General features: G+C 42.7%; 9 protein-coding genes. 5 read left to right on the forward strand and 4 right to left on the reverse strand.

Annotated elements, in window-relative coordinates; genetic code table 11:
- Positions 1-38: 38 nt before the first annotated feature.
- Complete coding sequence (locus GNIT_RS08160) at positions 39-1,367, reverse strand: dicarboxylate/amino acid:cation symporter (protein WP_041246357.1); 1,329 nt, start codon at positions 1,365-1,367, stop codon at positions 39-41.
- A 135-nt stretch (positions 1,368-1,502) separates the two neighbouring features.
- On the opposite strand from GNIT_RS08160, the gene GNIT_RS08165 reads away from it, so the two are divergent.
- Positions 1,503-3,728: an Ig-like domain-containing protein gene (locus GNIT_RS08165; RefSeq protein WP_014108705.1), complete on the forward strand. Its 2,226-nt coding sequence runs from the start codon at positions 1,503-1,505 to the stop codon at positions 3,726-3,728.
- Positions 3,729-3,857: 129 nt separating this feature from the next.
- Here GNIT_RS08165 and astB read toward each other — a convergent pair whose 3' ends face one another.
- Positions 3,858-5,195, reverse strand: a complete 1,338-nt coding sequence (gene astB, locus GNIT_RS08170) for an N-succinylarginine dihydrolase (RefSeq protein ID WP_014108706.1) — start codon at positions 5,193-5,195, stop codon at positions 3,858-3,860.
- Between the two features lie 314 nt (positions 5,196-5,509).
- Between astB and topA the strand changes: the two genes are divergently transcribed.
- Positions 5,510-8,164 carry a type I DNA topoisomerase gene (topA, locus tag GNIT_RS08175; RefSeq protein WP_014108707.1) on the forward strand — a complete coding sequence of 885 codons (2,655 nt, stop codon included), beginning with the start codon at positions 5,510-5,512 and terminating at the stop codon, positions 8,162-8,164.
- Between the two features lie 12 nt (positions 8,165-8,176).
- Positions 8,177-8,731: a DUF2058 domain-containing protein gene (locus tag GNIT_RS08180; protein ID WP_014108708.1), complete on the forward strand. Its 555-nt coding sequence runs from the start codon at positions 8,177-8,179 to the stop codon at positions 8,729-8,731.
- A gap of 93 nt (positions 8,732-8,824) precedes the next feature.
- Here GNIT_RS08180 and rne read toward each other — a convergent pair whose 3' ends face one another.
- Positions 8,825-11,761 carry a ribonuclease E gene (rne, locus tag GNIT_RS08185; protein ID WP_041246751.1) on the reverse strand — a complete coding sequence of 979 codons (2,937 nt, stop codon included), beginning with the start codon at positions 11,759-11,761 and terminating at the stop codon, positions 8,825-8,827.
- Positions 11,762-12,395: 634 nt separating this feature from the next.
- On the opposite strand from rne, the gene rluC reads away from it, so the two are divergent.
- Complete coding sequence (gene rluC, locus GNIT_RS08190) at positions 12,396-13,343, forward strand: 23S rRNA pseudouridine(955/2504/2580) synthase RluC (RefSeq protein WP_014108710.1); 948 nt, start codon at positions 12,396-12,398, stop codon at positions 13,341-13,343.
- Positions 13,333-13,971, forward strand: a complete 639-nt coding sequence (locus GNIT_RS08195) for an HAD family hydrolase (protein ID WP_014108711.1) — start codon at positions 13,333-13,335, stop codon at positions 13,969-13,971. The genes rluC and GNIT_RS08195 overlap by 11 nt, the downstream gene beginning before the upstream one ends.
- Before the next feature lie 24 nt (positions 13,972-13,995).
- Here the strand turns inward: GNIT_RS08195 and GNIT_RS08200 are convergent, their stop codons facing one another.
- Positions 13,996-14,619 (reverse strand): Maf family protein, encoded by a 624-nt coding sequence (locus tag GNIT_RS08200; protein ID WP_014108712.1) that lies wholly within the window; start codon positions 14,617-14,619, stop codon positions 13,996-13,998.
- Positions 14,620-14,629: the final 10 nt, after the last annotated feature.

Here is a 14,629-nt window from a genome sequence, read left to right on the forward strand (position 1 = left end):
TTCATTATGAAGGCCTCGTTTATCACTCAGTCATACTCTTATTCTATTACACTCTTTTGAGATGCTAACGATTTGTCATTATAGATATCTTCATCTAGCTCACCCTCTGTTTTTGCAACAATAGTTGCAATCGTGCTGTCACCAGTGACATTCACAACGGTTCTTGTCATATCAAGCAAGCGGTCAATACCAATTATCAATGCGATACCCTCAACAGGTAAATTGACCTGTTGTAATACCAATGCGAGTAATATCAAGCCGACACCGGGTACCCCAGCAGCGCCAATCGAGGCTAAGGTTGCGGTCAGTACTACCATGAGTAAATCTACCGTAGACAGGTCAACCGAATAAACTTGGGCAATAAAGACGGTTGCAATGCCCTGCATAATGGCCGTGCCGTCCATGTTGATAGTTGCGCCCAGCGGCAGCGTGAATGAAGACACAGAGCGACTGACGCCAAGTTTTTGTCTGGCGGTGGCCATGGTTAATGGCAGCGTTGCACTGCTGCTTGCAGAACTAAACGCAAACATTGCAACTTCTCTCATCTTTATTAGCAACGTAATAGGGTTGAGTCCCGTTGTTATTTTCAACAATAGTGGATAAACAATCACTGCATGCAGTATTAATACAACGAAGACGTTTATAAAGTAATTAAAAATTGCAAGAATTGCGCTTGAGTCTACCGTTGCCGACAATTTCGCGAGCAAACAGAAAACGCCATAAGGAGCAAAATTCATTACAATATTAACGATGTTCATTATCACGTCGTTAAGATCATTAAAGAATCCAGTTAAACGTTTTCCAGCTTCTCCTGCATAAGTCATCGCAATACCAAATAAAATGGCAAACACAATGATTGGGATCATCTGACCCTCAGCCATGGCGCTGATTGGATTACTTGGTACCATGTCAATAATAACTTGAACAAAGCCAGGAGACTCTTTTGCTACATAGTCTGTCGAAGCAGAGGTGCCGGGGTTGAAACCTTCGCCAGGTTTAAATAACAGGGCGGTCGACATTGCAAATGCGACCGCAACAAATGTCGTGAACATATACAGTGCAATCGACTTCCCGCCTAAACGCCCCAGTTTTGAGGGGTCACTTAAACTACTTGTGCCACATACTAAAGACACGAAAACTAAAGGGACGACGAGCATTTTCAGAGCATTGACAAAAATCTTACCGCCTGCATGAAATATACCTTCTACGAAAAATCCATACGTAGAAAACGTCATTGAGAATATATTGAAATCAAGATCTCCTATAAGATAGTTACCAACTTGCAGGAGAACACCAATAAGGATTCCGGCGCTCATGCCGATAAAGATCCTAGTGGTTAAACTTAGTTTTGTGTTGCCTTTGGACATGTATAGACCTTTTTTATTTTCGTTATATGTCTGTATACCCAAAGACTACCAATTCTTGAGTCAAAGCTAAACATATTTTGTTTTGGTGCCTGTTAATTGGCTAATTTACTAGCGAGAACTCAGTAGGGTAATTAAATGAACGCGTTAATAAAATTTCTTGTAGTGTGCGCAACGACCATTTTGCTTTTCGCATGTGGTGGTGGTGGTGGTGGTGAATCTCTTAGCAGAGATGGTGGCGGTAGCGGAACAACTGCACCTGATCCAGAACCAGAGGTGACTTATTCCGTAGCAGTGAGTATTGCAGATAGTCAAGGTAATGCTTCGAATGTAGTGGGCGAGGGTAGTCCACTCACAATTACGGCAACCCTGTCTGCAACCAATGGCGGTAGCGTAAACGACGTGTTAGTTACTTTTTCATTGAGTTCTCCTGATTTAGCCACATTTAATAATGACACCGCGACAGCATTAACCAATGCTGACGGCGTCGCCGTTATTGGGCTAGAAGTTGGCGACGACCGAGGTGACGGTATCGTAAGCGCAACAATAGATGCGGGGGCATCTGGCACTGTTGGCTTTAGTTCAACAGGTATACAGCAAGCACAAGTCGTTCCTGCTTCTTTAGAACTGTTTGCAACGCAAGTGCAAATGGCTTCGAGCGGTGATGACAAAGTTGAGTTGATTGCGATAGTGAAAAATCAACAAAATGTATTACTGGAAGGTGTTGTAGTGTCATTTTCTGCAGATGCTGGGGCATCAATCGAAAATGTTTCAGGTACAACAGGACCAGATGGTAAAGCGACGGCCACATTGACGACGGAAAATAACCGCACAAACAGAACGGTCAACGTTACAGCGAGCACGGCTTCATTAAGTGATTTGGTATCAGTAAATGTAGTCGGTACGGAAATTAATGTTAGTGGTGCAACTTCAGTAATTATAAATGACCAAGCGCCTATCACGCTAAATTTGGTTGACTCTTCCGGCGTTGGTATTGCGGGACAGCAGCTTACGTTGTCAACAAATGTTGGTGACTTAGATAATTTAACGCCAACAACAGGTGCAAATGGACAAGTTACTGTCAACTTCACTGCAACGACCTCTGGCCAAGGCACGATAAGTGCCAGTGCCCTAAATGCGACAGGCACTCTGGAAATAACGGTTCAACAAGATGATTTTTCATTTTCCTCACTACCTGTTAACGATATCCCAATAAATGAGGCACAGGAAATTTCGGTGCGCTGGTTTAAAAATAACGCTGCTTTCGTTGGAGGCTCAGTAACAATCACAACATCGCGTGGAACGATCGATACTCCAACGGTAGCAACCGATGCACTAGGAATAGCGAAGGTTAATATATTATCTGCGTTTGCAGGACCAGCATCTATTTCAGCAATCGGAACCGATGCTGATGGCAATAATGTCACGGCCCGCGCTAATGTAGAATTCATTGCCAGTGAAGTAAAAAGCGTCTTTGTTGATGCAACACCTGACTTGATTGGTCCAGAGGGTCAAACAAGTACAATCAGTGCCGTAGTTCGTGATCCGGGTGGTAACTTAGTAAAAGGTAAAGTGGTCGATTTTACGTTGATTGATTCTAGCGGTGGCAGTATAGAACCAAATAGTGCGATTACCGGAAGTGATGGTATTGCTTCAACGGTATATACAAGCAATGCAGTAAGCTCCGAAGACGGTGTATTAGTTGAAGCAACAGCAGATAATATAACTGGTTCAGTCGTGTTAACTGTTGGTGATAGAGCCTTTGACATTTCTGTTGGTACTGGCAACGAAATTATCGATCAAGATTCCTCCACATATGTAAAAGAGTTTGCCGTATTTGTTAGTGACTCAGTTGGAAGACCAGTTGAGAACGCATCGTTAACAGCATCCGCTACACCTATTAAATTTGCAAACGGTGGGACATATAGCAAAGGCTATTGGGTATGGGTTGAGGATGCACAAAAATACGTACAGAGCGGCTCAAATGCCGGTATTATTACTCCGATTAATTGTGTGAACGAAGATGTTAATAACAATGGTCGTTTAGACATTAACGATGAAGTGAACGAAGATAATAACGGTGACGGTGAATTGACGCCGGGTATTATCGGGACTATCAGCTTCAAAGACGGGATTTCAAGAACGAATGCTTCAGGTCAAGCCACACTTGAACTGCGTTATCCAAAACAGTATGCAGCGTGGGTTGGAGTAGAAATATCCGTATTTGGTGAGAGCTCAGGTAGTGAAGCTAGAGATAGTCAATCGTTAAGGTTGCCGATAGCGAACGCAGATGTTTCCGCTGAAGATAATCCGCCTGCGTCAAATCCATTCGGTGAAATACAGGACTGCTCAACACCTAACTAATTCATCTTAAATAAAAAACCCGCATTAGTGCGGGTTTTTTATGTTTAAAAATAATATTTTGACTCTAATCGTTAGCTCGGTTTACTAACTGAGTTGCATATTCTGATTATAGCGTAAGCGCATATATGTTTAAATTTGAAACGGATAAACACTACCATAACCCAAAATTTGCGTTAACTCGTCAAGCGCAGTACGCGACTCTATCAACAGCTGAGGGTCAATTAAGTCCGCAACATGTAGCTCATCACGATAATGCTTGTTAACCCATGTACAAAGCTTGTCATAGCTGCTGTCATTGATAAATGTGTTTGGGTTTACTTTGGTTTGTTCTTTATCTGTCATCGCAACACGCAGTCTCAAACAAGCTGGGCCGCCGCCATTTTGCATACTTTGCTTAACGTCAAAATAATGCACCTCTTTTATCGGTGTATTTAAGGTCACTAATTTAGCTAAATAGGCAGCAACCGCCGCATTATTTTCACACTCTTTAGGCGCAATAATAGCCATATTTCCATTGGGTAAACGGATAACTTGAGTGTTAAATAGATAGGTTTTCACTGCGTCAGATACCGATACTTCGTTGTCGGGTACTTCGATGAAGTGGAAGTCGTCCGAGCCGAATTTTCTTAGTATTTCAGCTTTCATTTTTGATGTATTCAAAAAGGCCTGCTGATGGTAGAACAATACATTTTGGTTGCCCACTGCTATGACGTCATTGTGAAAAACACCGGCGTCAATTACGTCTGGGTTTTGCTGCGCGAATACAACATTATCTTCGCTTAAACCATGCAGTCTTGCGACAGCTTCACACGCTTCAAATGTATGTCTTGCTGGATACTTTTTCGGTGCTGGTTTCGATTCATCAAAGGCGTAGCGACCGAATACAAATAATTCAACGCCTTTACCACCATATTCTTGACAAAAACGCGTGTGATTCGCAGCACCTTCATCTCCGAAATGTTCGTTGTCGGGCAAATGTTGATGATGCGAGAAATGATCAGGATCAGCGAATGTTGCCTTTAATATGTTTCCGGTAACCTGAGGCTCCAGTGAACGATGGTATTTGTTGGTTAAATTAGCCGGTGTAAAATGTATTTTCCCATCGCGCGTGTCGCCGCTCGGCGATACGGTTGCTGCATTAGCTGTCCACATACTAGACGCTGAGCAGCACGCAAGAAAAATATGCGGTGCTTCTTTATATGCTTGCTGCATAACATCACCGTCGCTTCCGCTAAAACCAAGTCTGCGTAAGGCATAAATATCTGGTCTTTCTTGCGGGGCTAACACGCCTTGCACCATGCCCATATCGGCAAGTGCCTTCATCTTTTGGAGACCCTGCAGTGCGGCCTGTTTCGGATTGCTCACCGCATTAGCGTTGCTTTTTGACGCAACATTGCCAAAAGATAAGCCCGCGTAGTTGTGAGTTGGGCCGACCAGGCCGTCGAAATTAGCTTCAAATTGCTTCATATATGCATCTCCAATAATTGCCACTTATATGCTTAAGTCGGGTAGAATCGCCGAGTTCAAGTAAATAAAGGATAGTGTTAGTTGAGCGAATTGCTGTCGAATTATACGCAGTTTATTTGACATGCCAATTTATAAATATGAAAAAGTCATAAAAAACAAAGAGTTTAGTCATTTATAAAATATAAGTATGTGGAACAACTTGTTTTCTATTCACTTTGTAGATATATGTAAAAAAGGAAAATTAATAACGTAGTTGAACGCGCTTGGCGCTTTCTATGATTAAATCACTGTATTTCATAAGGTTCTTTCCATAAATGGGTAAATCACTGGTAATAGTAGAGTCACCGGCCAAAGCGAAAACAATAAATAAATATCTAGGTAAAGATTTTATTGTTAAATCGAGTGTTGGGCACGTGCGAGATCTTCCAACTAAGGCATTAGGCCTAGTTGAGCCTAAAAAACCAGCGAAAGAATTAAGTAAATGGACAGATAAAAAGAAAGCAGAATATTTAAAAGATTACGAGTATCAGAAGCTCGTAGATCGAATGGGAGTTGACCCAAAGCAAAATTGGATGGCGCACTACCAAATTTTGCAAGGCAAAGAAAAAGTAGTCGCGGAATTAAAGAAGCTGGCGAAAGATGCAGACACTATCTATCTCGCAACCGATTTGGATAGAGAGGGAGAAGCAATAGCGTGGCACCTGCAAGAGCTGCTTGGTAGCAAAGGCAAAACTTATCAGCGGGTTGTGTTTAACGAGATTACGAAGAATGCAATTCAAGAGGCCTTCTCTGATCCCGGCGTTGTGAACATCAATAGAGTTAATGCGCAGCAAGCGAGACGATTCTTGGATCGTGTCGTTGGCTTCATGGTCTCTCCTTTATTATGGAAAAAGGTTGCTCGTGGTTTGTCCGCGGGTAGAGTGCAGTCGGTAGCAGTGCGTCTAGTCGTTGAGCGTGAACGTGAAATTAAAGCGTTTGTCCCAGAAGAGTTTTGGGATATCCATGCGGACCTGAGTACCCAGAAAAAAGATGCGCTGAAGATGCTAGTTGCGAAACATAAGGGCGCTGCTTTTAAACCGATTAATAAAAAGCAGGCTGATGAAGCAGTAAGTGCGTTAGAAAATGCGGATTACACTGTAACTAGTCGAGAATCTAAGCCGACACAAAGTAGACCCTCAGCACCTTTTATCACCTCAACTTTGCAGCAGGCGGCAAGTACGCGTCTTGGCTACGGCGTAAAGAAAACGATGACAATGGCGCAGCGTTTATACGAAGCCGGGCATATTACCTACATGAGAACTGATTCGACAAACCTCAGTAAAGATGCAGTTGAAGGTTGCCGCAATTATATTCAAAAAAACTACGGTGATAAGTATTTTCCAAGCAATCCATTAACGTATGGAAGCAAGGATGGTGCTCAAGAGGCGCATGAAGCCATCAGGCCGTCGAACGTTGCCGTCAAGGCAGATTCACTCAAAGAAATGGAAAGGGACGCTCAGCGTCTTTATGAGCTCATTTGGCGCCAGTTTGTTGCATGTCAAATGACACCTGCAAAATATGACGCAACAACTATCAGAGTTGAAGCGAATAACTATGAATTGACTGCCAAGGGAAGAGTGTTGTTATTTGATGGCTGGACCGCAGTGCAACCTCAAATAAAACGCAAGGGCGATAATGAATTATTGCTGCCGGATGTGAAGCAGGGGGATACGCTCAAATTAAACGAGTTAGACCCTAAACAGCATTTTACAAAACCCGTTGCTAGATTCAACGAAGCCTCATTAGTTAAAGAACTTGAAAAACGAGGTATTGGTCGTCCTTCAACTTACGCGAGTATTATTTCAACCATTCAGGATCGCGGCTATGTAAAACTTGATAGCAAACGGTTTTATGCTGAAAAGATGGGGGAAATTGTTAACGACAGACTAGTTGAAAACTTCTCTGACCTAATTAGCTTCGATTTTACAGCTAAGATGGAGCAACGATTAGACGATATCGCGCACGGCGAAACCAAATGGAAAAGCGTGTTAGATAACTTTTATTCAGAGTTCTCTGAGCAGCTAGAGAATGCTGAAAAATCGGTAGAAGATGGCGGGATGAAGCTGAACCAAGCTGTTCCAGTCGATATTGAATGCAGTAAATGTGGTCGTGAGATGAATATTCGGACTGCTAGCACAGGCGTTTTCCTAGGCTGCTCGGGCTACAATCTACCACCAAAAGAAAAATGCACGAATACCATGAACCTCACTCCGGGTGATGAAGTGATCAAGGTTGATGACGAAGAAGAATTAGAAACTGAAGTGCTGCGCGCAAAACGTCGTTGTGACAAATGCGGTACTGCAATGGATAGTTACTTAGTCGATGAAAATCGCAAGCTACACGTTTGCGGAAACGCGCCGAGCTGTGAAGGTGTGTTTGTTGAACAAGGTACGTTTAAAATTAAAGGTTACGACGGGCCCATCATTGAGTGTGACAAGTGTAAAAGCAACATGGAGCTTAAAACGGGTCGTTTCGGTAAGTATTTTGGCTGTACTAACGAAGAATGTAAAAACACACGTAAATTATTGCGCAGTGGAGAAGCAGCGCCACCAAAAGAAGATCCGGTATTTTTACCTGAATTAGAGTGTGAAAAATCGGATGCACATTTTGTTCTGAGAGACGGCGCTGCGGGGCTATTTTTGGCTGCACATACTTTTCCTAAATCACGCGAAACACGGGCGCCTTTAGTCGAGGAGTTAGCGCGCTTTAGAGATCGTATTTCTCCTAAATTTTACTATCTAGCAGATGCTCCCAAAGCTGATCCAGATAAAAACCCAACGATTGTTCGCTTTAGCCGTAAGACTAAACAACAGTACGTCATGTCTGAAGACGGCAAAGGTAAAGCGACAGGCTGGTCTGCATGGTATGAAAATGGAAAATGGGTTGCTGATGATAAACGCAAGAAAGCAAAGAAAGAGCCTAAAAAATAATAGAGAGTAATTATGGCATTATCGTTACAAGAACAACTGCTGAAAGCAGGCCTAGCTGACAAAAAAAAGGCTAAAAAGATTAAGCAGGAAAAGCATAAGCAAGTTAAAGCAAAACAGCGTAACAATCAGGAAATAGAGAACGAAGCCAAAAAGGCAGCGAAGGCTGCCTTGGCAGCTAAACAAGACAAAGACCGTTTGCTCAGCGAAAAGCAGCGTGAAGAACGAATGCGTAAAGAAATTATTGCACAAGTTGTTAATTTAATTAAAGTCAATGCGCAAACTCGCAGAAGAGGCGACCTTGTACTGAACTTCACTGATAATAATTTAGTGAAGAGAATGTATGTTGACCAAAAGATGCATAAACTCGTTACGCAGGGAAGGCTGTCTATTGTTAGCTGTGAACCAGACGTGTATGAGCTAGTACCAACGCCGGTTGCGGATAAAATTAAAGAGCGGGTTCCTGAATCTGTTGTTTATCAAGCGACAGAAGTGCCAGAAGATAAAGCGAGTAGTGAGGACAATGATTGGTATGCAGATTACGATATTCCTGACGACCTTGTCTGGTAGATTGTTTCTCCATATTTTAATACTGAAATTTTCATCAAAGTAAAAAAAAGCAGAATCTAATGATTCTGCTTTTTTAGTTTTGGAGCTATTTATTTAGGCTACTGAGTTCGGCTTTTTCATTGGAGAACTCGCCTGCGATTTTGCATTCGCAACAGCTGCTGATTTGCCGCCATGTTCAAAACTGCCTCTGACGTCATCAGAAATAGCGCTCACGGTCTCTGTTTCAGCTGGCATAGCAACTTTCGCTGGCGTTGTCATAGGGTGAGATACCGATCTAACTGCAGCCTTAACGTACGGTCCTGATTGCTTCGCTTCCTTTACTTTTGTCTCGGCTTTGGCCAAGACAGGCTCAGGAGCAACAACTTCTTCAGGTACACTTGTAGCTTCGGCTGTTTGCTCAAGTTTGACAGGATCCTCTGCCGGACTTGATACTTTTACATTTTCAGCATCAGCATCGACACTAACTTCTTCTTTAGCCTTAATTGGCTCCGCTGAAGTTGCATTGGCGTCTAGTTCAATTTCTTTTTGCACAGGCTCTGTTGTTGCAGCTTCGCTTGTTACTTCAGCCTTTTCAACGTCACTAGTTTGAACTTCATTTTTTGCTTCGGGTGCATCGAACTGCAGTTCATCTTGGACTGAGTTTGCATCGTCACTAGCGTCGGCCGCGTTCTGTTCATCCTTTCCTTTCTTGCGACGCTGGCCAGCAGCTCTCACATGTCTGGGTGAACGTCTTCCTCTGCCCTTAGGCGCGTCTGTCTCGCTCTTAGAAGCGTCATTCGTTTGCATTGCGTTTTCATCAACAGCAGTTGTTTCAGTCGCAGTTTGCTCAACAACTTCGGTGTTAGCCGGTTTTTGTACTGGTGCATCTTCCACCGCACGAACTTCTTCAAGCTGACGAGTATCGACAGGATTGGTGTTGCTCGAAGGTTCTGCCTGATTGCCCGGCGCTGGAGCAGGAGAGTCGTCGTTCACTCGAACGTTTCTTTTCGTGTCTCTGCGCTTTCTGCGTTCAGCAGGTGCTCTTTTCTTAGCTGGCTTAGGCGCTGAATTATCTTGTGCTACTTCAGCGACATCTTCTTGCTTTTCAACCGCAGCCTTATGTTGCTCATTTTTGGGCTGTTCATTGCGTTCATTATTAGTGCGACGTTTGCGATTGTTTGGACGTTCACCTTGAGGTTTGTCTTGACGCTGCGCATTGTCTGATGTTTTGTCTTGGCGAGTTCCTTCTGGACGAGGTCCACGAGGATTGCTTCGACGCTTATTTTGATTTCTGTTTCTATTGTTGTTGCTGCGAGGCTGAGGAGCTGTCTCTGGTTGTTTTTCCTCTTCTTCAAATAGAGACTTCATCCAAGCAATTGCCTTGGTGAAAACAGATGGCTCAGCCTTCTTTTCTTTCTTAGGCGTTGTCGTTGCAGAAGATGGTGTAGGCGCCTGTGTTACTTGCTCTGGCGCTGACATGCCTGATAAGGCTGGCTCTTCACGTTTCACAACTTTCGGTGCAGTAGTGTCTGCAGCGGTTTGCGGCACCTGAGATAATTCAATGTTATAACTAATATCATCAATTTTATCATCTGGACGGCGACGCACAATTTCGTAATGCGGTGTTTCGAAGTTTGGATTTGGAATGATTAATAGTTCAACGTTATGGCGCTTTTCAACGCTGCGTAACGCTCGTCTCTTTTCATTTAGTAGATAAGTAGCAACGTTGATCGGCAATTGAGCTTCAATTTGCCCTGTATTGTCCTTTATGCTTTCTTCTTCAATAATACGTAAAACGGATAGGGCGAGTGATTCTGTTCCTCGAACGGTGCCGTGGCCACTGCAGCGCGGACATACGTGATAGGCTGATTCACCTAAAGACGGACGCAGGCGTTGACGAGACATTTCAAGCAAACCAAAGCGAGAGATGCGACCCAGTTGAATGCGAGCTCTGTCAGGTTTGACAGCATCTTTCATTCTGTTTTCAACTTCACGTTGATTTTTCACTGGCGTCATGTCGATAAAATCGATAACAACCAAACCACCTAAATCGCGTAAACGTAACTGTCGAGCAATCTCGTCAGCAGCTTCCAAGTTGGTATTGAACGCTGTCTCTTCAATATCACCGCCTTTTGTAGCTCTGGCTGAGTTGATATCGATAGAGGTAAGCGCTTCTGTTGGGTCAATGACAATTGAGCCGCCAGATGGCAAACGAACTTCGCGTTGAAATGCAGATTCAATTTGGCTTTCAATTTGATAGTGACTGAATAAAGGAACGTCACCTTGATACAGTTTTACACGACTAACAAAGTCAGGGCGAACTAATTCAATGTGTGCCAATGCTTTTTCAAAAATAGCAGGCTTATCGATAAGAATTTCGCCAATATCTCTGCGTAAATAATCTCGAATAGCACGGACGATGACGTTACTTTCCTGGTGTATTAAGAAGGGAGCTGGTTTTGTTTCAGACGCCTTCATAATGTTTGACCAGTGATTAACTAACACACCCAAATCCCACTGCAGCTCTTCATAAGATTTGCCTACGCCAGCAGTACGCACAATCAAACCCATACCATCGGGAAGTTCTAATTGACCTAATGATTGTTTAAGATCGGTACGTTCGTCGCCTTCAATTCTGCGTGATATACCGCCAGCACGAGGATTGTTAGGCATTAATACCAAGTAACTACCTGCAAGGGAGATAAAGGTCGTTAACGCAGCCCCTTTTTGGCCACGTTCTTCTTTATCAACTTGCACGATTACCTGCGTGCCTTCTCTAACAACGTCTTTGATATTAGGACGGCCTTCAAGCTTATAACCAGAAGGAAAGTATGTTTTTGCTATTTCTTTTAATGGGAGGAAACCGTGGCGGTCAGCACCGTAATCAACAAACGCAGCCTCTAAGCTCGGTTCAACACGTGTGATTGTACCTTTATAGATGTTTGCTTTTTTCTGTTCATGACCGGGGCTTTCTATATCTAGATCGTAGAGTTTCTGCCCGTCTACAAGGGCTACACGCAACTCTTCAGATTGAGTTGCATTTATTAACATTCTTTTCATTGTATCTAACTCTGTATAGGAATAATCCTAGAAGATACAGTTTTGAATTAACTGTTTTACTGAGCCTCACGACTGAGCTAAATTGTCCTTTGATGCGATATCGGAAATTACAAGTTCTTGTTTATTATAGTATTTTCTTAATAGTAATGATAAACTTTCACTGCACTAAAAAATCCAACAACCCTTTACAATAGGGCGTCCTTTTACAATCTTTTGAACTAATGAGCTTACTCACTAGCGTTAATTCAAATCTGTTCAACAGTCAATTATTGCCTGTTTAATTTAACCTTGTTGCATTTGTTTTTGAATGCAGTGCATGTCTTTCTCAGCACTCTTTATCAAGGCGCACATTCATTTTGTTTTAGTTGAATGTTGGTAATTGGTGTCGTATCGCCTGCAAATACTCATTTTGGTATGTTGGGCTGACGTGTCAGTTTCTCTATTTTGTAACAGGCCAATGACCCGTTGTTTTGTTATTAATAGATGAATACTGTCGCACCGAGCCGCATTATTGCTTATATTGCGCTGACAAACAAGTAGCACGTAGCTAAAAAGTACCTTAAAAAAACCAGAAAAACAGTGATTTGCGGACGTATTCAATCTAAAGGTGGGATATACTATTCATATGAATGAAGAATATAATAATGTGCAATTGCTTGAAATTGACGAAGACAATCAATTTCAGCGTATAGATAACTTCCTAACCAGCAAGCTGAAGGGTGTTCCGAAAAGTATGATTTATCGGATCGTTCGCAAAGGCGAGGTAAGGGTAAATAAAAAGCGTGTAAAGCCTGAGTATAAATTGGCGATAGGTGATGTTGTGCGCGTTCCCCCTGTGCGTACAGCTGTCAAAGAACAAAACAATGTAAACTTGAATAGAGTGTCTACGTTGGAAAGCCACATCATCTTTGAAGATGATCGCATCATCGTGTTTAATAAGCCGACAGGACTTGCAGTGCATGGCGGAAGTGGTCTTAATTTTGGGGTGATTGAAGGTTTGCGAGCATTGCGTCCACAGCACCAGTTTTTGGAATTGGTGCATCGACTCGATCGAGACACATCGGGTTGTTTATTAATTGCGAAGAAACGCTCTGCATTGCGTGATTTGCATGAACAGTTGCGCAGTAAACAGGTTGATAAGCGTTACCACGCGTTGGTCGCCGGTGAGTGGCCTGCTAATTGTTTCAAAGTAGACGCACCGTTGCAAAAAAATGTGTTAAAAAGCGGTGAGCGACTTGTGTCAGTCTCTAATGAAGGTAAACCTTCAGAAACGCGGTTTAGAGTATTAAGAAATTTCACACACTCGACGTTAATTGAGGCAAGCCCTATAACAGGGAGAACACATCAAATTAGAGTGCACTGCTTACACGCCGGACATGCAATTGCAATGGACAGCAAATACGGTGATGACGATTTTGATGCGAAGCTCAAAAAATTGAAGTTCACACGATTGTTTTTGCATGCTAAGAGTCTTTCATTTAACCACCCGGTGAGTAAAGAACGTGTAAGATTTGAAGCAGAGTACGATAGCGCATTGAGCAATTTAATAGAGAAACAAAGCCATGAAATTTGAATACATCATTTTTGATTGGGATGGCACGGTGATGGATTCAGCTGCTAAAATCGTAGCTTGTATGCAAAAAGCAGCTGCAATGGGGCAGATAAATATTCCGACAAAAGAGCAAGTTGAGCACATTATCGGAATCAGCTTGCACCCAGCGATTAAACAATTATTTTCGATAGATGACGATAAAGCGAATGAAATTGTTACACATTATAAGAGTGTATTTCTTGATCAGGATAAAACGGCGTGTCCTTTATTCGCTAATGCGAGTGAAACCTTAACCCACCTTAGCCAAAGCGCGAGATTAGCGGTAGCAACGGGGAAAGCGCGTCGCGGATTAGAAAGAGCTTGGGAGAATACTAATACAAAGCATTTTTTCGAATTATCTCGTTGTGCAGATGAAGCTGAGTCAAAGCCAAGCTCTGACATGCTGCTGCAAATATTAAAAGAGTGGAAGATTGAGCCAGAGCAAGCCTTAATGGTAGGTGATACTGTTTATGACATGCAGATGGCAGAGAACATCGGGATGCCGCGGGTAGGCGTCTCCTATGGCGTGCACGACAAGATTGAATTACTAAAGCACAAACCATTAACTATCATCGATAGTTTAGACATGATGAAGTCGTTTGTTAAATGAAAGATACAAACGACTAGTAGTTAACTACTTCAACAAACTATTATAGCCAATACCAATAAGTATGTTGTTCAATGCAATCAGCGGCAATCCTATTAAAGTGTTCGGATCAGTAGATTCAATCTTTTGAAACAAGGTAATACCGAGACCTTCTACTTTAAAACTGCCTGCACAGTCTAGCGGTTTTTCAATATTGATATAGTTTTCTATTTCATGCTCACTAAGCTCTCTGAACGTTACGTCAACATATTCGGCAATGACCTCGGCGTCATGTTGAGTTGAAAGGCAGCATAAGCCGGTGACGAACCGAACTGACTTTCCTGAGCATGCTGACAATTGTTGAATTGCATTTGCGACAGTTCTTGGTTTTGTTAGTATTTTTACATCAGACAAGCTAATACTACTTCCTTCTTCCTTCATATAGGCAACTTGGTCGGAACCAATAATAGTAGAATTAGGAAAAGACGCTTGTACTGCTAACGCCTTTTGGTAACTGAGTCTTTTGACTAAATCTAAGGGTGGTTCGCCAGCTAGCCGCGTTTCGTCAATGTTAGGCGACTGTGTAGTGAATTGGTGTCCTAATCTCGCCATTTGTAATTTACGATAGGGAGAGGATGAGGCGAGTATCAAACCTTCATTGTTTGTGTCCAAAGTGTATTAT

The sequence above is a fragment of the Glaciecola nitratireducens FR1064 genome, assembly GCF_000226565.1.
Classification (GTDB): Bacteria; Pseudomonadota; Gammaproteobacteria; order Enterobacterales; family Alteromonadaceae; genus Glaciecola; species Glaciecola nitratireducens.

What these genes read in the sequence shown, in the direction of transcription:
- GNIT_RS08160 (WP_041246357.1), bottom strand. Translation starts at nt 1,367, where the DNA reads ATGTCCAAAGGCAACACAAAACTAAGTTTAACCACTAGGATCTTTATC.
- GNIT_RS08165 (WP_014108705.1), top strand. Translation starts at nt 1,503, where the DNA reads ATGAACGCGTTAATAAAATTTCTTGTAGTGTGCGCAACGACCATTTTG.
- astB (WP_014108706.1), bottom strand. Translation starts at nt 5,195, where the DNA reads ATGAAGCAATTTGAAGCTAATTTCGACGGCCTGGTCGGCCCAACTCAC.
- topA (WP_014108707.1), top strand. Translation starts at nt 5,510, where the DNA reads ATGGGTAAATCACTGGTAATAGTAGAGTCACCGGCCAAAGCGAAAACA.
- GNIT_RS08180 (WP_014108708.1), top strand. Translation starts at nt 8,177, where the DNA reads ATGGCATTATCGTTACAAGAACAACTGCTGAAAGCAGGCCTAGCTGAC.
- rne (WP_041246751.1), bottom strand. Translation starts at nt 11,761, where the DNA reads ATGTTAATAAATGCAACTCAATCTGAAGAGTTGCGTGTAGCCCTTGTA.
- rluC (WP_014108710.1), top strand. Translation starts at nt 12,396, where the DNA reads ATGAATGAAGAATATAATAATGTGCAATTGCTTGAAATTGACGAAGAC.
- GNIT_RS08195 (WP_014108711.1), top strand. Translation starts at nt 13,333, where the DNA reads ATGAAATTTGAATACATCATTTTTGATTGGGATGGCACGGTGATGGAT.